At 62.9% G+C, this 26,109-nt stretch carries 24 protein-coding genes; 13 read left to right on the forward strand and 11 right to left on the reverse strand.

The features are described 5' to 3' along the window. Window positions 1–19 precede the first annotated feature (19 nt). Genes AC0L25_RS23375 through AC0L25_RS23395 form a run of 5 tightly spaced genes read left to right on the forward strand, consistent with a single transcriptional unit; the run spans window position 20 to window position 5,284 of the window. A complete protein-coding gene (locus AC0L25_RS23375) occupies window positions 20–1,801 on the forward strand; it encodes a bifunctional alpha/beta hydrolase/class I SAM-dependent methyltransferase (RefSeq protein ID WP_473597686.1) in 1,782 nt (593 codons plus the stop codon). 2 nt (window positions 1,802–1,803) lie between these two features. Next, complete coding sequence (locus AC0L25_RS23380; RefSeq protein WP_473597687.1) at window positions 1,804–3,144, forward strand: phosphatase PAP2/dual specificity phosphatase family protein; 1,341 nt, start codon at window positions 1,804–1,806, stop codon at window positions 3,142–3,144. After that, window positions 3,141–3,569 (forward strand): hypothetical protein, encoded by a 429-nt coding sequence (locus AC0L25_RS23385; protein WP_473597688.1) that lies wholly within the window; start codon window positions 3,141–3,143, stop codon window positions 3,567–3,569. The genes AC0L25_RS23380 and AC0L25_RS23385 overlap by 4 nt, the downstream gene beginning before the upstream one ends. Window positions 3,570–3,577: 8 nt before the next feature. Beyond that, entirely contained in the window at window positions 3,578–4,342 is a 765-nt protein-coding gene (locus AC0L25_RS23390) for a lysophospholipid acyltransferase family protein (protein ID WP_473597689.1), read from the forward strand. 12 nt (window positions 4,343–4,354) lie between these two features. Continuing rightward, window positions 4,355–5,284, forward strand: coding sequence for a phosphatidate cytidylyltransferase (locus AC0L25_RS23395; RefSeq protein WP_473597709.1), 930 nt, complete (start codon window positions 4,355–4,357; stop codon window positions 5,282–5,284). A 145-nt stretch (window positions 5,285–5,429) separates the two neighbouring features. Here the strand turns inward: AC0L25_RS23395 and AC0L25_RS23400 are convergent, their stop codons facing one another. Then, window positions 5,430–6,911 carry a glycoside hydrolase 5 family protein gene (locus tag AC0L25_RS23400; RefSeq protein ID WP_473597690.1) on the reverse strand — a complete coding sequence of 494 codons (1,482 nt, stop codon included), beginning with the start codon at window positions 6,909–6,911 and terminating at the stop codon, window positions 5,430–5,432. A 463-nt stretch (window positions 6,912–7,374) separates the two neighbouring features. After that, complete coding sequence (locus tag AC0L25_RS23405; RefSeq protein ID WP_473597691.1) at window positions 7,375–8,298, reverse strand: glycoside hydrolase family protein; 924 nt, start codon at window positions 8,296–8,298, stop codon at window positions 7,375–7,377. 621 nt (window positions 8,299–8,919) lie between these two features. Between AC0L25_RS23405 and AC0L25_RS23410 the strand changes: the two genes are divergently transcribed. Both AC0L25_RS23410 and glf read left to right on the forward strand, forming a co-directional pair. After that, window positions 8,920–9,879, forward strand: coding sequence for a glycosyltransferase (locus AC0L25_RS23410; RefSeq protein ID WP_473597692.1), 960 nt, complete (start codon window positions 8,920–8,922; stop codon window positions 9,877–9,879). A gap of 2 nt (window positions 9,880–9,881) precedes the next feature. Next, the gene (gene glf / locus AC0L25_RS23415) at window positions 9,882–11,051 is read left to right on the forward strand and encodes a UDP-galactopyranose mutase (protein ID WP_473597693.1); all 1,170 of its coding nucleotides are present in this window, start codon (window positions 9,882–9,884) and stop codon (window positions 11,049–11,051) included. Between the two features lie 24 nt (window positions 11,052–11,075). On the opposite strand, the gene AC0L25_RS23420 is transcribed toward glf, so the two are convergent. The 3 genes from AC0L25_RS23420 to AC0L25_RS23430 form a co-directional block, all read right to left on the reverse strand. Then, window positions 11,076–12,224, reverse strand: a complete 1,149-nt coding sequence (locus tag AC0L25_RS23420) for a glycoside hydrolase family 1 protein (protein WP_473597694.1) — start codon at window positions 12,222–12,224, stop codon at window positions 11,076–11,078. Between the two features lie 359 nt (window positions 12,225–12,583). After that, window positions 12,584–14,572, reverse strand: coding sequence for an AI-2E family transporter (locus tag AC0L25_RS23425; protein WP_473597695.1), 1,989 nt, complete (start codon window positions 14,570–14,572; stop codon window positions 12,584–12,586). A gap of 205 nt (window positions 14,573–14,777) precedes the next feature. Further along, window positions 14,778–15,710 (reverse strand): hypothetical protein, encoded by a 933-nt coding sequence (locus AC0L25_RS23430; RefSeq protein ID WP_473597696.1) that lies wholly within the window; start codon window positions 15,708–15,710, stop codon window positions 14,778–14,780. Window positions 15,711–16,031: 321 nt separating this feature from the next. Between AC0L25_RS23430 and AC0L25_RS23435 the strand changes: the two genes are divergently transcribed. Together AC0L25_RS23435 and AC0L25_RS23440 are read left to right on the forward strand one after the other, a co-directional pair. Further along, window positions 16,032–16,295, forward strand: a complete 264-nt coding sequence (locus AC0L25_RS23435) for a hypothetical protein (RefSeq protein WP_473597697.1) — start codon at window positions 16,032–16,034, stop codon at window positions 16,293–16,295. Between the two features lie 173 nt (window positions 16,296–16,468). Next, window positions 16,469–16,699 carry a hypothetical protein gene (locus AC0L25_RS23440; protein ID WP_473597698.1) on the forward strand — a complete coding sequence of 77 codons (231 nt, stop codon included), beginning with the start codon at window positions 16,469–16,471 and terminating at the stop codon, window positions 16,697–16,699. Between the two features lie 148 nt (window positions 16,700–16,847). On the opposite strand, the gene AC0L25_RS23445 is transcribed toward AC0L25_RS23440, so the two are convergent. Beyond that, window positions 16,848–17,201, reverse strand: a complete 354-nt coding sequence (locus AC0L25_RS23445) for a cupin domain-containing protein (protein ID WP_473597699.1) — start codon at window positions 17,199–17,201, stop codon at window positions 16,848–16,850. A 145-nt stretch (window positions 17,202–17,346) separates the two neighbouring features. Here AC0L25_RS23445 and AC0L25_RS23450 point away from each other — a divergent pair, with 145 nt between their 5' ends. From AC0L25_RS23450 to AC0L25_RS23460, 3 genes are all read left to right on the forward strand, one after another. Next, on the forward strand, window positions 17,347–17,568 hold the full coding sequence (locus AC0L25_RS23450) for an alkylphosphonate utilization protein (RefSeq protein ID WP_473597700.1): 222 nt from the start codon (window positions 17,347–17,349) through the stop codon (window positions 17,566–17,568). 231 nt (window positions 17,569–17,799) lie between these two features. Then, on the forward strand, window positions 17,800–18,162 hold the full coding sequence (locus AC0L25_RS23455) for an SPW repeat protein (protein ID WP_473597701.1): 363 nt from the start codon (window positions 17,800–17,802) through the stop codon (window positions 18,160–18,162). A 298-nt stretch (window positions 18,163–18,460) separates the two neighbouring features. Further along, window positions 18,461–20,425, forward strand: a complete 1,965-nt coding sequence (locus tag AC0L25_RS23460; protein ID WP_473597702.1) for an acyltransferase family protein — start codon at window positions 18,461–18,463, stop codon at window positions 20,423–20,425. A gap of 33 nt (window positions 20,426–20,458) precedes the next feature. Here AC0L25_RS23460 and AC0L25_RS23465 read toward each other — a convergent pair whose 3' ends face one another. Genes AC0L25_RS23465 through msuE form a run of 5 tightly spaced genes read right to left on the reverse strand, consistent with a single transcriptional unit; the run spans window position 20,459 to window position 25,120 of the window. Beyond that, window positions 20,459–21,220 (reverse strand): ABC transporter ATP-binding protein, encoded by a 762-nt coding sequence (locus AC0L25_RS23465; protein ID WP_473597703.1) that lies wholly within the window; start codon window positions 21,218–21,220, stop codon window positions 20,459–20,461. A 14-nt stretch (window positions 21,221–21,234) separates the two neighbouring features. Next, entirely contained in the window at window positions 21,235–22,233 is a 999-nt protein-coding gene (locus AC0L25_RS23470) for an ABC transporter substrate-binding protein (protein WP_473597704.1), read from the reverse strand. A gap of 41 nt (window positions 22,234–22,274) precedes the next feature. Continuing rightward, window positions 22,275–23,123, reverse strand: a complete 849-nt coding sequence (locus tag AC0L25_RS23475; RefSeq protein ID WP_473597705.1) for an ABC transporter permease — start codon at window positions 23,121–23,123, stop codon at window positions 22,275–22,277. A 25-nt stretch (window positions 23,124–23,148) separates the two neighbouring features. Beyond that, window positions 23,149–24,513 (reverse strand): LLM class flavin-dependent oxidoreductase, encoded by a 1,365-nt coding sequence (locus AC0L25_RS23480; RefSeq protein WP_473597706.1) that lies wholly within the window; start codon window positions 24,511–24,513, stop codon window positions 23,149–23,151. Between the two features lie 55 nt (window positions 24,514–24,568). After that, on the reverse strand, window positions 24,569–25,120 hold the full coding sequence (msuE, locus tag AC0L25_RS23485; protein ID WP_473597707.1) for an FMN reductase: 552 nt from the start codon (window positions 25,118–25,120) through the stop codon (window positions 24,569–24,571). 234 nt (window positions 25,121–25,354) lie between these two features. Here msuE and AC0L25_RS23490 point away from each other — a divergent pair, with 234 nt between their 5' ends. Further along, a complete protein-coding gene (locus tag AC0L25_RS23490; protein WP_473597708.1) occupies window positions 25,355–25,975 on the forward strand; it encodes a DUF922 domain-containing Zn-dependent protease in 621 nt (206 codons plus the stop codon). Window positions 25,976–26,109 lie beyond the last annotated feature (134 nt).

Consider the following 26,109-nt stretch of genomic DNA (forward strand, 5'->3'; position numbering starts at 1 on the left):
CATCCGCCAGGGGAACAAAATGCTTCATGAACCAACGATTGCCGCTTCCGCAAGTGAGCAGCGGGTGGCGCAGGAGCGCACCTTCCGCACCCATGACGGCACCGATATCTTCTACCGTTATTGGCCGGCTGCCAGGCAACCCGCCAAGGGCGCGGTTCTGCTGTTCCACCGCGGCCACGAGCATGGCGGCCGCATGGCGCATTTGGTCGATGAACTCGCCATGCCCGACCATGCCTTCTACGCCTGGGACGCACGCGGCAATGGCCGCTCGGCCGGCGAGCGCGGCTATGCGCCGTCCTTTGCAGCACTTGTGCGCGACATCGACTGTTTCGTGCGCGAGATCGGCCGAGACGGGTTCGGCCAGCGCGACATCGCGCTGATCGCGCAATCCTTCGGCGCCGTGCTCACCGCCGCCTGGGTGCATGATTATGCACCGCAAATTCGCGCTTTGGTGCTGGCCTCGCCGGCCTTCTCGGTCAAGCTCTACGTGCCCTTCGCCAAGCAAGGCATTGCGCTGTGGCAGAAGATCAAGGGCCGCTTCTTCGTCAACTCCTACGTCAAGGCCAAGTTCCTGACGCATGACCCCGAGCGCATCACCTCCTTCGAGGCCGATCCGCTGATCACGCGGCCGATCGCCTCCAACATCCTGGTCGAGCTCTACGACCACGCCGCGCGCATCGTCGCCGACGCCCGCGCCATCACCGTGCCCACGCAGTTGCTGATCTCCGGCAGCGACTGGGTGGTGCGGCATGGACCGCAGAACGAATTCTTCGTCAATCTCGCCAGCCCGGCCAAGGAGCGGCATGTGCTGCCCGGCTTCTTCCACGACACGCTGGGCGAGCGCGACCGCCGCAAGGCACTCGACCTGATCAAGCCGTTCCTCGAAACGCAGTTCACGACGCCGGAGAAGCCGGTCGACCTGACCGCGGCCGACCGCGCCGGCTACACACGCGACGAGGCCGACCGGCTGGCCTCGCCGCTCGCTTTGCTGTCGCCGAAAGGCCTCTACTGGGCAATGAGCCGCGCCTCGATCCGCATGGGCGCCTGGCTGTCGTCAGGCATGAAGACGGGGATTGTCACCGGCTTCGATTCTGGCTCGACGCTCGACTATGTCTATGAGAACGAGGCGCGAGGCACCGGTCCGCTCGGCCGAATGATCGATCGCACCTTTCTCGACGCCATCGGCTGGCGCGGCATCCGCCAGCGCAAGCTGCATCTGGAAGAGCTGATCGGCCGCGCCACTCAGACGCTGAAGGCCGCCGGCCGCCCGGTCCATATCGTCGATATCGCTGCCGGGCACGGCCGCTACGTGCTCGACGCCGTCGCCAAATGCACCGAGCCGCCGGCAAGCGTGCGGCTGCAGGACTTCTCCGACCTCAACGTTTCGCTCGGCTGCAAGCTGATCGCCGAGCGGCACTTGCCGACCAGCATTTCGTTCCACCAGGCCGACGCTTTCGACGCCCAAATGCTTGCCGGGCTCGATCCGGCGCCGGACCTCGCCATCGTCTCCGGGCTTTACGAATTGTTTGCCGCCAACGCCATGATCGCCCGCTCACTCGGCGGGCTGGCCAAGGCGATGCAGCCCGGCAGCCTGCTTCTCTACACCAACCAGCCCTGGCATCCGCAGCTCGAAATGATCGCGCGCAGCCTGACCTCGCATCGCGGCGGCCAGGCCTGGGTGATGCGCCGGCGTACGCAATGCGAGATGGACCAGCTGGTGGCGGCGGCCGGCTTCGAGAAGCTCGACCAGCGCATCGACCAGTGGGGCATCTTCACCGTCTCGATCGCGCGGCGCGTCTGAGCATGGTCTTGCCTGCCGTTGCCGCTGCCCCTGCCCTTTCTGCCTCCGCGCGCGAGCCGTACGCCGGCATCGTGCTGCGTTCGGCGTTGTGGCTGGCGTTTCTGGCGCCGTTCTTCTACGCGACCTACGGCTTCGCCAACTGGCTGGCATCGCAGCGCTCCGATGTCGGCAGCATCGTCTTTGCCTGGGAGCGCGGCATCCCGTTCATCGCCTGGACGATCGTGCCCTATTGGTCGATCAACCTATTCTACGGCCTGTCGCTGCTGTTGAACGATACGAAGCGCGGCGTCGACCGTCTTGCCGGCCGCTATCTCACGGCGCAAATCATCGCCGTCGCCTGCTTTATCCTGTTCCCTTTGACGGCGACCTTCATGCGGCCGCAAACATCAGGCCTGCCAGGCTTCATGTTCGCGGTGCTCGGCGGCTTCGACAAGCCGTTCAACCAGGCGCCGTCGCTGCACATCGCGCTGCTTGTCATCATCTGGGATCATTGGCGCTGTCGGCTCAAAGGCATGGCCGCCATCGTCTGGCACGCCTGGTGTTTCCTGATCGGCGCCTCGGTGCTGACGACGTGGCAGCACCATGTCATCGATATCCCGACCGGCGCTTTGCTCGGCTTTTTTGCCCTGTGGCTGTTCCCGCGCAACGGCGAATTGCCGTTCGCCGGCTTTCGGCTGACTGCCGATGCCAGGGCCAGGCGGCTGGCGCTGCTTTACGCGCTTTGCGCAGCGCTGGCGCTGGCCGGGGCCATTGCCGGCGCCTTCGTCTCGGCGCTGTGGCTCATCCTGCTGTGGCCGGCGCTGGCGCTTGCCATCGTCGCCTTTGCCTATGCCGGGGCCGGTGCCAAAGTGTTCCAGAAAGCCGCCGACGGCAGCGTCTCGCTGGCCAGCCGTGTTTTGCTGCTGCCTTACCGGCTTGGCGCCAGGATCAATGTGTGGGCGTGGACGCGCAAGCTGCCGCCGCATGTCGCGATCGCCGACGGCGTCTTCCTCGGCCGCTTTCCCACCGCCGCCGAGGCCGACGCCTTCGGCACGGTGATCGACCTTGCCGGCGAGTTGGAAAGCCCGCGCGGCGTCACCTGCCGCTGGACGGCTGTCGCCATGGTCGATCTTTTGCCGCCCTCGCAAGCGGCGCAAGCGCAAGCGGTGGCGGCGATCGAGGCGGCCCGCGGCCACGGCACCGTGCTGGTCTGCTGCGCGCTCGGCTTCCAGCGCAGCGCCGGCGTCGTCGCCGAATGGTTGGTCGCCACCGGCCGCTCGCCAACGCCGGCGCAGGCGCACCAGCGGCTAGCGGCATCGGGCCGTCCGGTGCATCTTCGGATCGCGGCGGACGAGCCGGCATGAGTACCCATCGAGACAAAGCCGAAGCATTCGCCGCCGGGCTGATGACGCAGGCGGTGTGGCCGCTGCTGCTGGTGCTGGCCACGTTGGTGGCCGCGCCGGTCATCGCCGTGGCAGCGCAGCCGCAGACGACGACGCTGGCGGTGGCGGTCTGGCTGGTCGCGGCAGCGAGCGGCGTGGTCACCCTTGCCGTCTCGGCCCTGCTTGTCTTTGACGCGCTGCTGTTCTGGCTGATGGCGAGCCACATCAGCGAGGCCGCCGGCGGTGCCTCGGTCGACGACGTGCTGGCGCGCATGCGCGTCAAACCGGCCGCCGCCGGCATCCGCTCGCTCGACCGGCGCATCGCGGGCACACAGCGCCTGCTGATGAAGCAGCGCATCGCGCTCGGCCTGTTCGTGGCGGCATCCGCTGTCGCCTTGTCTTTCTGAGCCGGACGATGAGCAAGCTCGGCACAAGGACCTTCACCCTGCTGCAGACCGTGACCTCGGTCGGCCTGTCGGCGCTGGCCTGGGCGGTGACCGGGGTGCGGCCGATCTGGAACGGCAGCCAGCCGTCGGACCGGCAGCGCATCTACTTCGCCAACCATGCCAGCCACGGCGATTTCATCCTGCTGTCGGCCTGCCTCAGCGAGAAGGAGCGCGCCCGCACCCATGCCGTCGCTGCAGCCGACTATTGGGGGAAATCGCGGCTGCGCCGTTTCATCGCGCAGGACATGCTGTCCTCCGTACTCATCCACCGGCAGTGGACGGACGAGGCGCAGAATCCGATCTCGATCATGCTGTCGGTGCTCGACGAGGGCCATTCGCTGATCATCTTTCCCGAAGGCACGCGCAACATGACCGACGAGCCGCTGCTGCCGTTCCGCTCCGGCCTCTACAATCTGTCGATGGCGCGGCCCGACGTCGAACTCATTCCCTGCTGGATCGAGAACATGTCGCGGGTGCTGCCCAAGGGCCAGTTCGTGCCGGTGCCGCTGCTCTGCCGTGTCGTCTTCGGCGCGCCGATCGCCATTGCGCCCGGCGAGGAACGCCGCGCCTTTCTCGACCGCGCCCGCCAAACACTGCTTGCGCTGAACCCCCGCCCGCCAACGCATGATGCGGAAAAGTGCAATCCAGTTTTCCGGAATACATCATGCGACCAAAAGAGCTTAGAGCATCGTACAGGATCCGACATCCGGCACGACGCTCTAAGAGGCGACTAGAACAACATGCCAATGCACGAAACCCTCATTCTGGTTGTCGGCCTCGCTGCGGTGCTGACCACGGCAAGCCTAGTTGCCGGCATCCTGTCGTGCCGCGCGCCAAAGCCGCTGTCCTCGACGCTGGTCAACCTCAACCAGCGCATCAACGCCTGGTGGGTGATGGTCGTGGCGATCACCGTCGCCTTCTTCTTCGGCCGCTCAGGCATGACCATCCTGTTCGCGCTGATCTCGTTTGCCGCCTTGCGCGAATTCGTGACGCTGACGCACAGCCGCCGCAGCGACCATTGGGTGCTGCTCGGCATGTTCGGCATCATCATCCCATTCCAGTACTGGCTGGTGTGGACCGCCTGGTACGGCCTCTTCACCATCTTCATCCCGATCTACTGCTTCCTGCTGATGCCGGCGATCACCGCTCTGCACGGCGACACCGAGCGCTTTCTTGAGCGCGTCTCGGCGCAGCAATGGGCCGTGATGATCTCGGTCTACTGCGTCAGCCACGTGCCGGCGCTGCTGACGCTCGAGGTGCCCGGCTTCGAAGGCCGCAATCTGCTGCTGATCGCTTTCCTGATCATCACCGTGCAAGGCAGCGACGTGCTGCAATACATCTTCGGCAAGCTGTTCGGCAGGCACCTGATGTCACCGAAGGTTTCGCCGTCCAAGACCTGGGAGGGTCTGGTCGGCGGGCTGGCGACGTCGAGCCTGCTTGGCGCGCTGCTGTCGTTCCTGACGCCGTTTTCGCCGCTCCAGGCAGCGGGCGTCGCCTTCATCGCCTGCCTGATGGGCTTTCTGGGCGGACTCGTCGCCTCCGCCATCAAGCGCGACCAGGGGGTGAAGGACTGGGGCCATCTGATCGAGGGCCATGGCGGCATGATGGACCGCGCCGACAGCCTGGTCTTCGCCGCCCCGGTTTTCTTCCACACCGTGCGCTATTTCTGGACGTGAGAACGAGCAACGGTCGGCGCTTGGCAGCGACCTTCAGCGCAACCGGCGGATCGCTCAACAACGCTACCCCTTCGAGTCTTGCCGCAGGTCGTGAGAGATGTTTCCCGCGGCCCTGCTTGGACCAACAGGACCGCCGATGAAACAGTTATGGCGCAGCCAGAACGCCTCGGCGGATGGCAAGCGCAACATCGGCGGAGAACGGCGGCACATCAAGCTTCAGCCAGCCGTCCGCATTCGCTTGCCATTCCGCCGTTTGCCTGCCGGCCGCGGTATCCCAGGCGACGACGCGATAGGTGCCGCGAGCCAACCCGGGCAGCTCCAAGGCGGCCGGAACCGGCGCAGCGCCGGCGCGAAGCATACCGTTCCGCCCGATCGTGTCGCGGCGAACCAGCCAAACCACTGCCTGGGAATCGTCACCGCAGGCAACAGCCGCGGCGTCGGGACCGCAAACCCGCACCTTGTTGCCGAGATGGGCACGCCGGAACGAAACCCAGTCGATCAGAGGGAGGAAATCGGCCAGCGAACGCTGCGCCCGCCGCATGCCGGGGGTGAGCACGTGCGGGGTGCGGTTTGGCCACCGCATGCCGCCACCCGCGCCCCCCGCTGCCAGGTGAGCCCATTGCAAATGGCGGAAATATTCATCATCGAAAGGTTCCGGAAGCGTGATCTTCTTGTCCTTGAACGAGTGGATCGGGCCGTGCTCGGAATCGAGAAAAGGGCGGCCGTCATGGATTTCGCCGAGCGCCTCTCCGACGATCCGCGCCATTCCGAGCGCCGGCGCCACCGTGTCACTGGGGTCATCGATCGTGCCCTCCTCGTAGAGATGAAGGGAGGCGAAGTCGAGGTCTGGGTGGCGGAAGATCGGCCCGGGCAGCGGCATGTGGGGCCGCCAGCGAAGCTCAGGTCCGAACAGCGAGACGGTCTGCGGGTGAGAGCGGCCGTAAAGTGACGTTTCCAGCCGGCGCACAAAATCGCTGAGATCATGGATGAAGGCGCCAAAGCCATCCGCGCTGCCCTGAGCCTGCTCGGGATGGATCTCGTTCCAGAGGTCCCATGCGAAGAAGGCTCCGCTGCCGCTCCATCTGCGAACCACGAATTCCAGCCTTGCCTTGATCGCGCGGCGCGTCTCGGCGCAGACCAGGAATCGCGACGGGTGGTCCAGCACGCCTCCGTTGTTGCGGTTGTAGGGGTGGTGGCGCCAGTGGAGCCACTGCCAGAACGTATCAAAGGGGGTGAGCAGGATTCTTAAGCCCTGTTTTTCGCAAAGACGAAAGAGGTCGTCCCACAATTGCACCATCGCCGGCACGAAGCGGCCCTGCGGCTTCTCGAAGTAGCGGTGGCGAACCTGGGCATATTCCAGCATCAGCCTGAGGCAGGTGACGCCGCTTTCCCTCAGCCAACGAAGATGATTTTCTACGCTGGCCATATCGGCGCGCCGGAACAGGCCATTGAGTTCGGGCCAGCTTACCGCATCATTCTGCCCGATCGGCGTCCATGCCTCGCCGTCCTCGGTGGCGAAATAGGAACCGGCTGACTTGATCCAAGGCGGGCCGGCAGCCGATCTCGGCGCAGAGTCCTCCACTTCCCCGACCAGCGGTATCGCCAATCTAATATCGTTCAAAGGCATGCCCCGAATTTCGTCCCCGGAGCGGTATAACTGCCGCGGTGGCAAAATGTTTCGCCGGGCTTGGCAGGCCAATGAACTCTCATATATTGCGGTGCAAGGATGCGCTGCCCCTAGTCGGAGCGAAGCAACATCTCCTTTTCCAAGCGACGGCCTCGAAGGCCTGACGCACCTCCGGTGGGGTCACCCGTCCCAAACCCATCTATGCAGGAACTGGATGGCTTTCTTCCGCTCACGCCCTTCTTGGGCAGTCATGAGTGCTAAGGCTCCCTCGACGTGGTTGACCCCAGGTAATCCAGATCGGTCGATCCTGACGAAGAACGGACCAGGATGCGACCGTGGTCCGTAGTTTGCCGCGCTCTTGCGGCAGAGCCGGCCTTGCGATCATCGTTACGTTATGGACTATCGCAGGACCGCGGGTGAAATACTCATGGCGCCGCCACGATGCTCGTGCTGGTCGTCCCCGTTAGGCGACCCGTGAAGGAACTTGCTGATCCAGGTCGCACCTGGCCAGTCCGAAACGCCAGCGGTGGTTCGTTGCCTCGCGCCTGCTCTGGTAGAACAAGGTCAGTTTCCCGCCCTCGATCATCACCGTAGAATGGCCGTTCTCCCCAGGCTCACCAGGGTCAAGCACGGGGCCGACCGACACGTAGGGACCCTGGACGTCGTCGGCGATGGCGAAGAATACGCGCTGACGACTTCCGCGCGGACCGTCGGGAAGGAAGCAGGTGGCGTTGAGAAGCACGCGACCGTCGGGCAATTCGACCAGTTGGGCGCCCTCGATCCCCCATTCGTAGTCCGGATGCTCGCGCGCATTGTGATGGGGAACATCGAGATGGTCCAATATCTTACCGAGGCGTTTCCACGGCCCGAACCAGGAATCGGATTGGCTGCGCGCCAGATAGACGTCAGGCTGCGGCACCCTGGTGAATTTAGGCATGCCTGAATAGACGATGTAGCGCTTGCCGTCGATAATCGCCGGATGGGGATCGTAGATACCGTCCTCATCGGTGTCCGGCAGGGACAATATCGCCGGTTTCAGCACCACCCAGTTGAAGCCATCATTGGAAACCGCATGTTCGCAACGTCCGCCTGACTTCATGAATTCGGTCTGGATAAACATATGGAAAACGCCGCATTCATGAATGACGCCGGGCGCCGCTATGCCCGATCCGGTTACCGCCAAGTCGAGCGCCTCATGCTCGGTCCACGGCCCATAAAGGTCCGGAGCCGTGGCGTGTAGTATTTTCCAGCTCTCGGTCTTGACGGTGCCGCTGGAGCCGAAGACGTGCCAAAGCGCGCCGTCGAACACCGGACAAGGATCCTTCAGATCATCCACGGACTGCGGGTGAAACAACGGAAAGACGTTGGTTTCAAAGTCGAATTTCATTTCTTGGCTCTCTCGCGGCGTTGTTCGACGGCGGTCGCGGGCCCGTGCGCCACTCGGCCGAATCGATTCACAGACCGTTAACTTATAGCTCTCCCGATTAACGCTTGTTGAACGATCAAACGTTCTCAACCGTTCTGTGGCAATGCGCCACATTTGTTGAGACACGCGTGGGACCCTGCCGACAATCGAAGCGCAAGCGTGGGCCGGATGGGTTGGGCATCGTGGCTGGCCCGCTCCGCTTACCCGTCGATTGCGGCGCCACTCCTTAGACAAGCACGCAGTTCAACTCTGTGGAACAACTTACCTAAATGAAAGTTAGATGTATGCTTGCGGGCCTCAGATCGGGCGCGCCTCGATTAACATATGTTAATCCGAGATATTATAGACTATAACAAAGGGATTATTTATATGGAAATGGCGGGCGGCAAGAAAACATCACCAAACACTCCCGTAAAATCGTCCATCCTACTTTGCTTTTCTCACCTAAGGTGGAATTTCGTACATCAACGCCCACAACACATTCTGACGCTCGCTGCAAAACAGCAACAGCTAATTTACTTTGAGGAACCGGTCTTCGAGGAAAGACCCTACCCCTCTATGCGGGTGAAAGATGAGTCGCCGATGATCCGAATCGTAACCCCGGTTCTTCCGGTCGGCATTTCCGCAATAAAGGCGGACGCGGTCCAGCGCAGGTTCGTCGACCAGATCGTCACCTCAGCGCCGCATGACCGGCTGACTGTATGGTACTACACGCCGATGGCGCTGCGTTTCAGCGATCATCTCCGCTACGACGTGTGCGTCTACGACTGCATGGATGAACTCTCCGCCTTTAAGAACGCACCGCCAGAGTTGACGCAGATGGAAAAAGCGCTGTTCCGCCGCGCTGATGTCGTGTTCACGGGCGGGCAGAGTCTGTACGAGGCCAAACGAAGCCTCCACAAGTCGATTTTTCCCTTCCCCAGCAGCATCGACGTTGCGCATTTCCAAAAGGCAAGAGAGCCCGGCGATGACCCTGTAGACCAGGCAGACATACCTCACCCGAGAGTGGGCTTCTTCGGCGTGATCGACGAACGGCTCGACGTTGAAATGATCGCACAGGCGGCTGCGGCAATGCCCGAAGTGCATTTCATCATGCTCGGCCCGGTGGTCAAGATCGACCCGCTAAGCCTGCCGCGCGCAAGCAACTTACATTGGCTGGGTGCCAAGTCCTACGCCGACCTGCCTCGCTATCTCAGGCACTGGAGCGCCGGCTGGATGCCCTTCGCGCTCAATGAGGCGACACGCTATATCAGCCCGACCAAAACGCCTGAGTTCCTGGCCGCCGGACTGCCGGTGGTCTCCACGGCGATTGTGGACGTCGTGCGCACCTATGGCGCCGAAGGCCTGGTCGACATTGTTGATGCCGAAGACATCGAAGCCAAGCTTCGGTCCCTTCTGTCACGTCCCCGGAATTTCCTGTTGAAGGAAGTCGATGCCTACCTCGCCAACATGTCCTGGGAACGAACGTGGGATGCAATGGCTGCCCATATTCAGCGCGCCTATGCAATGAAAAGCATTGTGCCTTTGCGGCGGGGAGCCTGACCATGTTCGATTGGTTGATTGTCGGCGCCGGCTTCGCTGGCAGCGTGCTCGCCGAACGCATCGCATCGCAACGGCATGAAAGCGTCCTGCTCATCGACCGGCGAAATCACATCGGCGGCAACGCTTATGACTGTTACGACGAAGCTGGAATTCTGGTCCACCGCTATGGGCCGCATATATTCCACACCAACGCCCGATCGATCATCGACTATCTCTCGCAATTCACCGAATGGAGGCCTTACGAACATCGCGTACTGTCTTCGGTCGACGGAAAACTGCTGCCGATACCGATCAACCTCGACACGATCAATCGCCTGTACGATCTTGAATTGACGCCCGAGCAGTTGGAGGAGTTCTTCGCATCCCGGCGAGAAACGGTCGAGGAAGTCCGGACCGCCGAAGATGTCGTTGTGAGCACCGTTGGCAGGGAGCTCTACGAAAAATTCTTTCGCGGCTATACAAGGAAGCAGTGGGGTGTCGATCCGGCCCAACTAAGCAAGTCCGTGACTGCGCGGGTCCCTACGCGGATCAACCGCGATGATCGCTACTTTGGCGACACCTTCCAGAATATGCCGGCTGGCGGGTATACACGCATGTTCCAGCGCATGCTGGACAACCCAAAAATCAAGATCATGCTGCAGACCGATTATCGCGAAATTCGCGACAAGATCCCCTTTCAGCGGATGATCTACACCGGGCCGGTCGATGAATACTTCGACTGGAGCCTTGGTCGTCTGCCTTATCGGTCACTGCGGTTCGAGCACGTGACGCTTGATTGCGAGCAGTTTCAGCCGGTCGCCGTTGTCAATTATCCGCAGACGGAAAACTATACCCGCATCACAGAGTACAAGCATCTGACCGGCCAGCAGAGCCCCAAAACCAGCCTGACCTACGAATATCCAACTGATATCGGCGACCCCTACTACCCGGTGCCGCGGGCGGAAAACGAGGCGCTGTACAAACGCTATGAAGCACTGGCAGCGGCGTGCCCCGACGTGTGGTTCGTCGGGCGCCTGGCCACGTACCGCTACTACAATATGGATCAGGTCGTCGGTCAGTCTCTGGCGACGTTCGCGCGCATTCAACAGAGCCTGCCGGCAAATGGGACCGTGCAGGTGCTTACGCAGCGGACGGTGCTCGGCCAACATTCGGAGCAGTTCCCCACCTACTGACGTGGCCCGCCCCTTCGTCGACCGCTACGAAACACCTGCCGCGAACACTCTGCGCTGGCGTTCCAATTCATCGGCAACCGGTTGGCGAAGACTGCGCGAACCGTCCGCATGAATTGTCGAGAACAAGCCGACTTCCGCGTGGCGCGAATTGTCCCAGCCGGGATACGCGGTCACCGGGTACAGGCATATGCCCTGAATCGGCGCACCGAGGCGCATTGCCTCACGGACCTCATCGCAAACATAGTGAAGCCATGCCGGCCGGCCTGAACCTTCAGCGCCCGTCTCGGCGATAAACATAGGCTTCCCGTAACGCTCAGCGACCTCGACCAACATTTCCGAAAGTGCCCGATATTCGTGGTGACCCATCGGTATCGTTGGCCCCCGAAAGTACCATTGGTTGTGCGGATAAAAGTTAAGTCCGATGACGTCGACACAGTCCTCGCTGCCGCCCAATTCGGGCTCGGCACGGCCCGTCAGCATGTCATAGGCTTCAAACTGGCCCTGACAAACATTTTCCGCGCGCCGCTGCTCGACACGACTACGGTCACGGGGAGCAACATGGATTAGCGGTTCAGCCCATATGAAACGGCAATCAGGTTCGGCATCGCGCATCGCCTTGACGCCCGCAATCGCTGCCCTGACAAGCTGTCGCTTGAACCATCCCCGCTTCTTCGGTCCCACGCGTGGGAAATAGCCAACCTCTATCGCCCATGCGAAAAATGAGATCTCATTGATCGGGCACACCAGGGGAGCTACTCCTGTGACGGAGCGATGGACCCGGACAGCTTCAGCGGCAAAGCGGACATAGGCTTCTATAAAGTCTGGGGCGCCCTGGTCTACGTGGTCTGGTGAGCCATAGTGGAAGATATCCCAGACGACCTGCACCCCCGCCGCATGGGCTGCGTCGATCATTGATATCCAACCCGACCAGTCGAAAACCCCTGGCGCTGTTTCAATCAGGTGCCAGCGCAAGCCGTCGCGGATCGTGCGAAGCCCCAGGGCAGCACAGCTGCGATAATCGCCGAGAGCGTGTTTGTCATGTGCGGTTGCGCGGATCAAATCGAGGCGCACTCCGTCGCCGCGCCGATGCGAGGAACATTCGAAGCCGGCCATAAAGAAGCTGGCAAACTCGGACGGACATTTGCCCGGCGGACGCGCCGGCTCGTTGCTCATACGTGGGGTCCGTCGGCCAAGGCTTGCGCCAGCGCTCCCGTTAGGCGATCGGCCATTGCTAGGCTATCGACCATTGCCAGTTTCGACCCCCACCGCAATTTCATTCGGGCCGCCATCATGTCGCCTCTGAGTGGTACGGGGTGCAAGCGTCGAATGTTGACCGAGCGAGCGCAAGCGGAGCCGGAGGCGCATTGCGTACCGAACTTGCTTGCGGCCGTGAGGTTCCCCTTCGGTTGAAATATTTCTGGTTGGGCGGGCGACCCGGACGCCAAGTCGGCGGCAGAGGCCAGGAATGCGCCAAACATGATAATGCGCCAGACATGATTATGAACCCACGCCCTCGCCGCCCTGTTCCGCCCTCATTTTGCAGCGGCAAGCGGCGCTTTCTTGGCAGGGCGTGGCCGGCGGCGCAGGCGGCGCTTGGCAGCGACCTTCAGGGCAACCGGCGGATCGCTCGACAACGCGCCCAGAACGGCTTCGACCATGCCGTACGCCACAAAATCGGCGTTGATGTCATTGGCCAATTCGACGGCTGTCTTTTTGTCGTGGCCGTCCTCCGACCAGAACACGATGCCTACCCGCAGCGCCGACTTGGCACGTTTCAGCCGACGAACCAGGAAACGGGCGTGCTTGACGGAGTCGCGGTTCAGGAATCCGACCACAACGGTGTCGACGGCGTCGAGCTCGAGCCGGCGAATGCTTGCTGGATCCATATCGGCAAAGCTCGCCTTCGAGACCGTCGCCCCTTGGACTTCGAGCACCTGCGCCAGCATGGCGGCGGCCGAATCGTCGAGTTCGCCGCGTCCGCCTGCACACAGCACTGAAATGTCCGTGCCATCCGGCAGCTCGGTGTCATCCTCGCTTTCCCGTTGAGCCTGCTTGTCCTCGTCGGCTGTGGCAGGCTCGGCTGCGGCTGAGTCATCGTCCTCCGCTTCCTCCCGTGCGCTGTCCTCAAGGTTCCTCACCAACATCTGCGCACTGGCCGCCACCTGGCGTCTTTGCTCATCGCCCATGACACCGCGTACGCGATCCTGTTCGCCGAGCAGAAGTGCGGGAATGGCGATCTTGTCATAGAATTCGAACAGATATTTTTCCTCCAGGAACTCCTCGGCGTGATCAGTGGCTTCTTCCGGGTCGCCGGCCAGCAGGCGCTGATAGAGTCGGGCATGTAGCTCGAGCACCGGTTCGTTGCCGAACAGGACGTCGAGGAATTCGAACTGCGGCACATGCCTGCCGAGCACGACGAGACAGACCGTGAGCGGCGTCGACAGAACCAGGCCCAGCGGACCCCAGAGCCAGGTCCAGAAGATAGCCGCGACGATGATGGCCAATGGTGACAGCCCGGTGCGCGAGCCGTACAGCCAAGGTTCGACGACGTTGCCGGTTATCATTTCCATGGCCACGAACAGCCCGGCGGTCCACAGTACGAGCGACCAGCCGGGCGCCACGGCAAGCGCCAGGAACAGAGGCAGCAGCGCACCAATGATGGGGCCGATATAGGGAACAAAGCGCAGCGCCAGCGCCAGCAATCCCCACAGCAGTGCATTGGGTATGCCCAGCACCCAAAGCCCTGCTGTAATCGGTACGGCATAAAGGATATTGACGACCAGTTGCATGAGAAGATAGCGGCCGACCCGCTTGCCGGCATCCTGGAGCGCCTCGGTTGTTCGATGAAGGTCGCCATAGCCGACGAGGCGTATGAAACGATCGCGCAGATCCTCGCGCTCGAGCAGCATGAATATGACGACGACGATGATCAGACCGGCCGATGCCAGCGGGCTGATCAGCGGGCCGATCAGGTTCTGGAGAACCTGGAGCGGCCTTTCGCGCGCGATGATCTCGACAGGCACCGGCTCGCGCTCTGGCTCACCTGCGGTAGGCGGTGAGGTTTCCTGCCGGTCGAGTTCCTGACCAATGCGTTCGATCACGCCACTCAGCCTGGCGATGATGCCTCCGCCGACACCGGTCTCCTTCAGGGATCGGACCTTGGTCAGGATATTCGACTGGTAAAGCGGGATATTCTGCGCCAGTTCGCTCACCTGCGTTGCGACAATGAAGGAGAACAGCGCGAGGACCGTGAATGCACTCAGCACGCTGGCGATGACGGCCGGGAGACGGGGAAGGCCGACTCGCTTGAGTGCCGAAACCATGGGCGCGAGCGCAAAGGTAAGCAGCAGAGCGATTGCGATCGGCAGGAAAACCTCGCGCCCGAAATACAGGGCCGCAACCGCCGCCACGACCGTCGCGACGGTGGGCAGTGACATGCGCGGGAGGGTTCTGGCAGAGGAGACAACGCCCATCACCCCGGGCCCGGCGGGGTGCATGCCGTTTCGACGATTGGCCGCCACTTGATACCTCCGCCCTGCCACAGCCATGATCAGGCATATTGAGCCGGCGTGCAACTTTCGCTTCTTCGCGCCGGCGAGTTCGAAGACGCGATCGGCAATGGCGGCGCTTTGCGGCCCAACTGGACGGCCGGACGGGCGCTTTGGTCGCCGGACAAAACAACTGACGTGGTGATCGGTTCCGCACAGGCAGAAGATGAGGTCAGGCTTAATCCGAATGACGCAGCCAATGACGGTCGAACACGTCGAGGATGCCCCGGAACTCGGCCGGCGGGATCTGGCTGGCACCGCCGTCCTTGCTGTCTGCCACGAGGAATTGCGCCAGCTGCCGATCGACCGCTTCCGGCTGCTCGATGGTCAGCCCGAGTGATGCCAAATCCCTAGCGATCGACCCGTCGGGCGGCAGATATCCGCCCCATGCCTCGGGCGCCGGATTGCGCAAGCGGATCATCAGGATCCTGGTCAGGGACGGCTGCGGCTCCGGGCCGATGATGGTGGTGCCGCACAGATAGCCGCCAAGCACGCTTCCGGGCCGCGAGTGCGGAAACAGGCACAGGAAGAATTGGGCTTCGCCGCTGGTTTCCTTCAGATGCGCATAAAGGCCGCGTTTTGCCGACGTCATCAGTCCACCGAGCAGCAGCTGCCCGGTCGGCAATACCTCGCGATAGGCGGCAGTCAGGCCGTGCGCCCCCGGCCCGGTCTCTATCGAAAGACTGCCCCTGATCAACTGGCCGCGATAATAGGGCGACAAGGCGCGCGAATAACATGCATAGGTTCCGGCAAGGGCCAATCCAAGGCTTCGCTCTTCATGCCCGGACGCCGTCTCGAACTGCGCGCCGACGCGGCGTTCCAGTTCGGCCCTCTCGATGCCGTGGCGGGCGCAGATTGCCGCCGTGAAGCCTGGCAGGTCGCTCTCTGCGATCCAGGCGCCGGGCTGCTCCAGCTTGAGAAGCTTCGACCAATCGTCGTAGACGCTGAGCTCGCGTGGCTGGGCGCGGCCCTGCAGCCATTTGTCAGCACGGCCGAGATCGAACGCCGTCTTCGGGTTAACGCCTCGGAACGCCGCCGCCAAATCCTTGCGAGCGACGGTTCCCAGCAGGGCCGCAGTCAACCGTAACTTCTGCGCGATGTGCTGTGCCATCCCCGCCCTGCCCCTTTATGCCACCGCGAGGCATAACATGTGCCAGCACTTGCTCCCACCGCATTCATTGCGAGGCGGACCTCTCCTAAAGTCCATATTCCAGGAAATCCGTAGAATTCCACGCCACTCCACGCGCCTGCCCTTTTCGCCCCGCCGGGCGGCGCTAAGGTCGCGCAGGGCAAGGGCAAATCATATCAAACTCACGCTATCTAGGCTTGAATACCAACACCCTTCCTCAGTCATTTGAACGATGGCGAAGCCGAGCCCTCGCAACCGGCACAAACCAGCGTAGATGCCGCCCCAACAAGGAAGGAATATTCGATGTCCCGGACTGCTTCTCCCAAAATCCCCTTCACCGCGGTTGCGGCAGGATCCGCCGCACTGCTGCTGCTGACCTTCGGGCCGGATGGACCGTCGCGTGCTGCTGCCGGCTCGCGCGCGGCAGCGACATATGGCAAGGCGGCTCCTGCGTCGCCGGCCATCGAGCCGACGCGCATCGAAGTCGACGGCAGCGCGCACGTGATACGCTTTTACATCGACGGCAAGCAGGTCGCCCTGCTCGACGCGACCGGCTTCAGGGATTGAACCCATGGCCTGCGCGGCTGCGTAAGCCTAACTCGCGCCGGTTCCTTGCAGCCGCGCTTTTCCACAAGCCATATTCCAGGAATTCCGGAGAATTCCACGCCCTTCCACACAGCGGCGGTGTTCGGGCGGGCCGCTGGGGTTAACGTAACGTTAACCATAAGAGGGACGCCGTCATGAAACTTGCCCTGTCTGCACTTCTCGCCGTGCTCGCACTTTCGCAAACTGTGGAGGCTAAAACGAAAGCCGTTGCCACCGATGCGAAAGCGGCCACAGCCGAGAAAACCCGGCCGCCGCTCGACAATAAGTCCACCGGCGGGATCAACGTCTCGTCCGGTGCGATGGCAGCGCCGGCTGACAAAAATGCGTCCAGTCCGTATCCGCCGGCGATCTATTTCGATTTCTAGAGTTTCATCCATCCCCTAATGGATGGGGCTCTTCTTTTTATTCGACCGCTCCAAGCTTGCGGTGCTCTGGAGGCTCTGGGATCGACAGGCCCCGCGATCGACAAGCTTGGCGGCGGCGCGCCAGGCTGTGTTCCGTTCGCCTCCGGCCTCAGCCGACCCTGACGACGAAATGCTTCGTCACCGGCTCGATGATCTTCCACGTTCCCTTGAAATCGGCCTCGACCACGAAGGCATCGCCGGGACCGACTTCGACGGGCGCGCCGCCATCGGGCGTGATGACGATACGGCCTGATATCATGTGCACGAATTCATAGTCGCTGTAGGTTGCATGGTAGGTGCCGGGGGTGGCCTGCCAGGTTCCCGACATGACCTTGCCGTCCGCTGTGGTGTGCTGGACGGCGGTCTTCATGGTTGGGTTACCGTCGACGACGACCCAGCCTGCGAGATCGCCCGCCTCGGCGTTTTCGACCGCGTCGAATTTGAGGATGGTCTTCTCTGTCATGGTCGGACTCCGTCTGGGGCTGTGCCGGCATTCGCTGCCGGTCAATAGCCGAAGCACCTGACATGAGCAACGCGGGTGCCCGGCACGCTTGACCTGGCCGCCATCCGCCGGATAGTCCGTGGATCGGCCCCAAGAAAGAACCGGCATGACAGACGCGATCGTAAGAGACAGCAACGGCACCCAGCTGAACGAGGGCGATTCCGTCACCCTGATCAAGGATTTGAAGGTCAAGGGCACCTCGGAGACGATCAAGCGAGGCACGCTGGTGAAGAACATTCGCCTCACCGGCCATCCCGGCGAGATCGAGTGCAATACCAAGCAGGTGAAGGGCCTGGTGCTGAAAACCGAGTTCCTGAAAAAGGCGTGATCGCCCGGCCTGGCTCATGATTTGCGCGAGCTCCCCGAGCTGCAATCGAAGCCTGCGGGAACCGGCGCTTTTGAATTGCGCAGGCGGATGGCAGACTCGGCATCGCCGCGGTGCGCAACCGACGCTACGGGGCCACTCCTTGAAAGCCGTCGAAAGTACGATATATCAATGACTAAGCGTGCGCTGCACGCGACGTAGTGCTTTGGTCAAGCTTCATCTGTGGAGGTTGTCATGGCAAACGATCTGATGGAAGGAAAGAAGCCCCAGGATTGGATCAATCTGGTCCTTGCGGCATGCCTGTTCATCTCACCCTGGGTCATCGGCTTCGCTACTGAAACCGCTCCTGCGTGGAACGCCTGGATTGCCGCAGTCGTGCTCGGCGCCCTGGCTCTCGCGGCGCTTTCGGTATTCGCCGAATGGGAAGAGTGGGTGAACCTTGTCGTCGGGCTCTGGCTGATCGTCTCACCCTGGCTGCTCGGCTTCATGGCGAACGCCAACGCAATGGCGACCCATGTTGTCCTCGGCGTGCTGGTGATTGCGGCATCGGCCTGGGCGGTCTGGGACTCCCGTCATCATCCGCCAGCGCATGCGTGATCGGTGACGATAAACGGGGAGGAGCCCGGCGCGCGAGCGGCGGGCTCTTCTAAAGCCTGAGATGGGTACGCAGGCCCGCTAGCCGGGCCAATTGTTTTCCTTGTGCTCAAACCCGCCGCGCCGGGCGCTGATGGCAGCGCCGCGCGGCGCTTGCTGACATGGACGCCGACGAGCACACGCCGCACTCCGTGAACTTCCACTTATGTTGCACCGCGTTAGATTTGTTGCATTGCAATATCGACGCATCGCGTCGAGTCTTCACAACGGGTGGCTTTTCAACGACCACACGAGGTTTTGCGTGTCGGCATCATTTCGGCCTGACATCGAGGGGCTGCGCGCGCTGGCGGTGGCGGGCGTCATCGCCTTCCATTTTGGTCTCTCCGGCCTGCCCGGCGGCTTTGCCGGCGTCGACATCTTCTTCGTCATCTCGGGCTATCTGATCACCCGGCACCTGGTTACGGAAATAACCGAAACCGGGCGGCTGAACCTCTGGCGCTTCTACGCCCGGCGCGCCCGGCGCCTGTTGCCGGCGGCGCTGTTCGTCATCCTCGCCACGCTATTCGCGGGTTATTTCATCCTGTCGCCGGAGGAGCAGGCGCTCTATTCGAAAGGCGCCATGTTCGCCTCCGCCTACATGATCAACCTCTGGCTGATCCGCTGGTCGTTCGACTATTTCGCCGCCGACGCCACCAACAACCCGTTCATCCACTTCTGGTCGCTCTCGGTCGAGGAACAGTTCTACCTGACATGGCCGGCGCTGCTGCTTGTCGCCGCATGGCTGCGCCCCGGCAAGCGTACCGCTATCGTCGTCATTGGCGTCGCAGGTCTAGCCTCCTTCGCCGTCTGCGCCTGGCTCACCACCGTGGCGCAGCCTTGGGCCTTCTATTTCTCGCCGCTCAGGGCCTGGGAATTCGCCGCCGGCGGCCTCGCGACCATGGCGCCGGCAAAGATCTGGCGCGACCGGCCGCTGCTGGCCACACTCCAGGCATGCCTCGGCTTGGCGCTGATCGCCTGGGCCTATCTGATGTTGGACGAAGACTCGCCCTTTCCCGGGGTGAATGCGCTATGGCCGGTTGCCGGCACCGTGCTGCTGCTGCTCAGCGGCAGCGGCGGCCGCAACCTGCCGAGCGCCGTGCTGGCGCTGGCGCCCCTACAGTGGCTCGGCAGGCTTTCCTATTCGCTCTATCTCTGGCACTGGCCGGTCATCGTCTATGCCGCGATGATGGTCCCCAACCTGTCCATCCTCGACCGCTTTGCCTGCGCGGCGTTGACGCTGGTTTTGTCGATGTTCACCTATCATTTGATCGAGAACCCGATCCGCCGCAGCGGCTGGCTGATGGCCGGAGCAGCGCGGGCGCTGGTGCCCGCCGTGGCGCTGACCGGCGCCGGCGTGGTCGCGGCCTATGGCAATGCGCGCTTTGCCGAGCACAATCTCAGCCCCGAACAGCACATCATCGCCGACAGCGCCGCCCAGCTCTCCACCGTGCGCGCGAGCGACGGCGGCTGCGTGCTCGATTTCGAAACCGTCAAGCCGAAACCCTGCATGTTTGGCCGCAAGGATGCCCAGCGCTCGGTCGTGCTGTTCGGCGACTCGCATGCCGACCATTGGTCGACGCCGCTGATTAAGGCGGCCGAAAAGAACAACTTCCGGCTTGTCACCTTTCTCAAATCCTCCTGCCGCGCTTCGCGGGTGACGACCTGGAACTGGCGGCTGAAGCGCGACTACACCGAGTGCGATCAATGGCGCGAGCAGTCGGTCAAGGACATCATCGCGCTCCATCCGCAACTGGTGGTGATCTCGGAATTCTCGATCGGCAATGTGATGAAGGAATCGCCCGAGGAATTGAAGCACGCCAATTGGGAGGAGCAGTGGCGGACAGGCCTGACTTGGACGCTCCAAGCGTTCAGCGAGGCCGGTATCAAGGTCGCGGTCATCAGGGACGTCCCTTACAATGCAAGCTATGCCGACAAATGCGTGGCGCGGGCGCTGTGGCGGGGCCAGACGCCCGCGACATGCGACACGCCGAGGATCATGGCGGCAAACGACGACATCGCCACGATCGAGCGCGATATCGTGCGCTCGACACCGAAAGCCAGCTATATCGACATGACCGACCGCTTTTGCGATCAGACCACCTGCCATGTCTTCATCGACGGCAAGCTCGCCTTCCGCGACCGCCACCATTTGGCAACGCCTTTTGCGGAGACGCTGGAACCGGCGGTGGAACGGGCGCTGTTTTCGGATGTGATGGCGCAGAAGTAGGGGCGGCGCAAGACGCGCCTTTCACCCGCTGTCTCAGTGCAAGCCAAACTCGCGCAGCAGTTCTTCGCGATAACGCACGAACCGGCTTTCGCTACGATCGCGGGGGCGCGGCAGTTCAACCTCGACCAGCCGTGCTGTGCCGCCCTTCTCCCTGGGCAGGATCAGCACCCTGTCGGCAAGATAGATCGCTTCTTCCAGATCATGAGTGACCATGACCATCGTGACGTTCTCCTCGCTCCAGATGCGCGCCAGTTCCTCCTGCATGCCAATCTTGGTCATGGCGTCGAGTGCGCCCAGCGGCTCGTCGAGCAGCAGGATTTCAGGCTGCACGGTCAAGGCCCGGGCGATGCCGACCCGCTGCGCCATGCCGCCCGAAAGCTGCCTGGGATAGGCATCGCTGAATTCGGCCAGGCCGACGAGCGCGGTATAGAAGCGGGCCTTGTCCTCGGCCTCCGCCTTGGGCACGCCCCGCACTTCGAGGCCAAAGGCGACGTTGCCGAGTACTGTCAGCCAGGGCAGCAGGCGCGGTTCCTGGAAAATCACCGCGCGTTCGGCGCCGACGCCATGGACCGGCTTGCCGTCGATCGCGACACCGCCGCTGTCGGCGGCCTCCAGCCCGGCAAGAATGCGCAGCAGCGTGGTCTTGCCCGATCCGCTGGCGCCGACGATGACGAGACATTCGCCGGAGCGGATGTCGAGGTTGAGCGCCCTCAGCACGGCAAGCGGGCGCCCGCCGAGGCTGAAGGATTTGGAGAGGTCGCGTATCGTGACCTCGCCGCCGCTTGTGGTGCCCATAGCCCGTCTCCCGGTCAGTTGGTTTTCGTTTCGCCGCGCCGGTAGAGGATATCGGCGGCTTTCAGCCTGCCCTTGGGCAGGCGGCCGTCGCGCTCGAGCACGCTGACCCAGAAGTCGATGTCGCGGTCGTCAGCCTTGGCCCCTTCGCGCAGGCCAAAGCCGGTCCAGTAGCGCGCCAGCTCGCCATTTTCACCGCGTTTATCGAGGATCTCCGCGAGCACCTTGCGCGCCTCGTCCGGGTTCTGGTGCGACCAGTCGGCGGCGCGGGCCGACTGTTCGATGAAATTGCGGGCGCCATCCGGATGCGCCGTGATGAAGTCGCGCCGCAGGACAATGAAGCCGCCGGCCAGTTCGCCCAGCACGTCGGTGTCGTTGAACACGCCGCGCACGCCGCCCTTGTCGACCAGCGCGCCAGCGAACGTCGCCTGCCAATAGCCTAGCGCGGCGATATCGACCTGGCGCGACCGCAAGGTCTGTTCGAGCTGCGGCCCGGGCACCACGACCAGGTTGGCGGCATCCGGCGGCAGGCCGACGCCGTGCAGCGCCTCGCGCACGGTATAGTCGAGATGGGCGCCGAGCGTGTTGACCGCAATGGTCTTGCCGGCGATGTCGGCAATCGATTTGATCGGACTGTCTTCCAGCACGTAGAAGACGCTGCGCACTTGCCTGTTGATGCCGTTGCTTGGATAGGCGGCGACGAAGTCGTTGCCGCCGGAGATCGAATTGCTCACCGCGGCGGTCGCGGCCGAGCCGAGATCGACGCTGCCGGAGGCGAGCGCGAACAGCGATTCCGGGCCGCCGCTGGAGTAGCCGACATTCTCCAGCTTGACGCCGAGGTCGTTGAAATAGCCGAGCTCGTCCGCCAGCTCATGCGGCGAGATGCTGCCGCGGCTGGCGAGGTAGCGCAACGTGACCGGCGCGGCTTGCGCAACGGCGAAGCGGGGCAGGCCGGTGGCGATGATGCCGGCGGCAAAGGGAGCGCCTGCAAGCAGGGAACGGCGAGTGATTGGCATGGTCCGGTCTTTCCTGTTGGAGAGGATGGCGAAAGGGCTGCTCAGTCGAGGGGATTGCTCCAGCGGCAGAGCCGCCGCTGCAGGCTGATCAATGCCTGGTTGGCGATCAGGCCGAGGCCGGCGAGAATGACGATCGCCGCAAACATCAGCGGGATCTGGAAGTTGTATTGCGCGTTCATCACCTGGAAGCCGATGCCCTTGTTGGCGCCGATCATTTCGGAGGCAATCAGCAACAAGAGTGCCGTGGTCGCACTCAGCCTTAAGCCGACGAAGATCGACGGGACGGCCCCCGGAAGCACGACCCGGCGAAACGCGGTGAGCCGCGTGGCGCCATAGACCCGGGCCATTTCGAGCAGTTTCGGATCGACTTGCTTGACGCCGCTGATGGTGTTGAGCAGCAGCGGAAACAGCGTCGCCCAGAAGATGACGAAGACCTTTGAGGCCTCCCCCAGCCCGAGCAGCAGGATGAACACGGGGTAGAGCGCCAGCGCCGAGGTCTGCCGGAAAACCTGCAGGATCGGATCAAGCGCGGTTTCGACGGCACGCACCTGGCCCATGAACAGACCGAGCGGGATGGCAACCGCCACCGCCGCCGCGAAGGCGAGGCCGGCGCGCTGCAGGCTGATGGCGATGTCGCCAAGCAAGGTGCCGCCGGCCAGACCGTTCCACAATGCGGTAACGATCGTGTCGATCGGCGGCAATACCGCCGCGTTGACCCATCCCGCGCTGCTCGAGACCTGCCAGATCGCGAGAAAGCCGATCAGGATGCCGTAGCGGGACAGGAAGCGGACGACCGCCTGGTTGGCCAGGCGCGGGAAATCGGCGCCAAGGCTGGTTCTGCCGCCATGTGCATCGATCGTCACCCGCCGCTCGATGTGTTGCAAACTCATCGTCTTGCCCTTTCCTTCAAGAGAACTATTCGGCGGCCAGCACCTTCGAGCGGGCGGCGGTCCACGGATTTTCCGGCCGCCTGAGCCCGAGATTCTCGCGCAGCGTCCTGCCTTCGTAGGCGGTGCGGAACAGGCCGCGGCGCTGCAGCTCGGGGATCACCAGGTCGACGAAATCGTCCAGCGCGCCAGGCAGCCACGGCGGCAGGATGTTGAAGCCGTCGGCGGCCCCGTTGCCGAACCATTCCTCCAGCTGATCGGCGACCTGCACCGCGCTGCCGATGACCGTGTAGTGGCCGCGGGCCGTCGCCACCCACTGGTAGAGCTGGCGGATGGTGAAGTTGTGCTCGTCCGCGATCTGGCGGATCAGCGCCTGGCGGCTCTTCATGCCTTCGGTTTCCTTGCTCGGCGGCAACGGTCCGTCGAGCGGGTAACCCCTGATGTCGAGCGTCTGGCCGGCCAGCCCGTTGAGCAGGGCCACGCCATCCTCGGGCAGGATCAGATCGTTCAGCTGCTGGTACTTGGCGCGGGCTTCCTCTTCGGTGCGGCCGACGAAGGGTGCTACGCCCGGCATGATCAGCACCTGTCCGGGATCACGGCCGACTGCCGCCACGCGCGCCTTGATGTCGCGATAGAATTCTTGCGCCGAGGCCAGATTCTGATGGGCGGTGAAGATGACCTCAGCCGATTGGGCGGCGAGCTTGCGGCCGTCCTCCGACTGCCCGGCCTGTACCACCACCGGGTGCCCTTGCACCGGACGCGGCACATTGAGCGGACCCTTGATGCTGAAATGCCGGCCCTTGTGGTCGATGTCGTGGAGCTTGTCCTTGTCGTAGAAGCGCCCCGACTTCTTGTCGCGGATGAAGGCATCGTCTTCCCAGCTGTCCCACAGCGCCTTGACCGTCTCGACATGCTCTTGCGCCCGGGCATAGCGCTCGGCGTGGGCAGGCTGCGTCGCGCGATTGAAATTTCGCGCGGTCTCGTCGCCCGCCGAGGTCACGACATTCCAGCCGGCCCGGCCATTCGACAGAAGATCGAGCGAGGCGAACTTGCGGGCGAGCGTATAGGGCTCCTCATAGGTGGTGGAGGCGGTGGCGATGAAGCCCAGATGCGTGGTGAGCGGCGCCAATGCGGCAAACAGCGTCACCGGCTCGAACCCGGCGATCTTGGCATTGCCGCCTTCGCGAGCGCCGAGGCCGACGGTCAGATTGTCGGCGAGGAAATAGGCGTCGAACAGGCCGCGCTCGGCGGTCAGCGCGAGCTGCCTGTGGAACTCGAAATTCGTCGCGCCGTCGGCCGGCGCGTCAGGATGTCGCCAGGCGGCGATATGCTGTCCGCCACCGGGCAGGAAAGCACCAAGCTTGATCTGCCTGGACTTGCTGGGTCTGGTCATTGCGGGTTCCTTCTGAGCTGTGCGGAAAGGGAATCGAGGGTCACTGACCGGTGGTTCAGGCGGCAAGGCCGACGCTGCGCGGCACCGCCCGGCACGCTTCGGCGACCGCTTGCCTGGCGCGAGCATGGATGGCTTCGGACACCAGCACGCCGTTGGCGAAGTCCTTGTCGGAGGCGTAGATCGCGGTCGGCAGGGTCAGCGCCTCGAAGAAGCCGAACAGCGGCCGCAGCTGATGTTCGACCACCCGAGAATGACGATCGCCGCCGCCGGTCGCAGCAAGGATGACCGGCTTTCCCCTCAGGGATGACGGGTCGAGCAGGTCGAAGAAATGCTTGAAAAGCCCGGTATAGCTGCCTTTGAAAGTCGGCGAGCCAACCACCAGGACATCGGCGCCCAGCAATCGCTCGACGATGTTTCTGGCCAACGGATCCAGATCGCCAATGCGCCTTGCCAGCGGGAACGACTGACCGAGATCCTCGATGTCGAAAACGGTCGAGGCTGCACGGGTGCTGCTCGCCACCTCCGCGACGATGTGGCTGATGAACGCCTTGGTCTTCGACGGTCGGGTCAGGTTGCCCGACAGCCCCACCACCAGCTTTTTCGACATTTTGGGCTCCTCGCAAAACGGCTCCTGTGCATACTCTACTGAGTTTATAGAAATTAGATCAGAAAGAAGATTTCAAAACGAACCTGCCAAGCGGATTGAGTTTGCGGCACATCGCCGTCGATTGGTTCTTTCGCGAAATGCAAACGCCGAGTTTGGCAATGGCGCCTTGACCGCATTCCGGCCACGCGTTGATGATCTCAAGCGCACCAAAGCCATCGGCCCGGGGGGATTCGCATGAAAACAGCCGTTCTGAAGTATCTGCTCCTAGCCTGTTTGCTGGCATCGCCGGGGCAGGCGCAGATGGGGGCGCAGTCGAAGTCGCAGTGGAAGCCGGTCGAGAAGGTCGAGACCTACGCCGTTTCAGGGCAGAACGGGCCCCAACTCCATGCCTCGATGGGCGAGCGCGGGCCGATGATCGGCAAGGCCAAGGTTCGCGCCATGGCCTACACCAATTTCAAGCTCACCTGGGTCAGGGACTATCAGCGACAAGGCAATGCCTGCGTGCTGGTGTCGGCGCGGCCCAAGCTCATCATCACCTACATCTTGCCCGAGCTATCCGGGTCGCTACCGGACGCCGTTCAAAAAAGCTGGGAGGTTTTTGCTGCTGGCCTCGCCGCCCATGAAAAGGTGCATGGCAAGATGTATACGGACATGGCGCGCAAGATCGAGGCGGCCACCATCGGCTTGTCCGTCCCCGACGATCCCGCCTGCAAAAAGATCAGGACCGAAATGACCAGGCGGCTTGCCGAACTCTCCCAGGCTCGGCAGAAGGCAAGCCGCGAGTTCGACCGGGTAGAATTCGCCCCGCGCGGCAATCTGCAGCGGATGATCGTCGCCTTGCTGATGGGGCGGTAGTATTGTGAGGATGGAAACGACGGCAAGGCTGGCGGCGGACAGGTCGGCGGGACAGCGCCCCCCTTGTAACTTGTTTCTTGCCGACTCTGCTATGAAAGCAGGTGCGGTGGCGGACGGGAGACCGAACCCTCTTT

The organism is Mesorhizobium sp. WSM4813 (assembly GCF_055811555.1).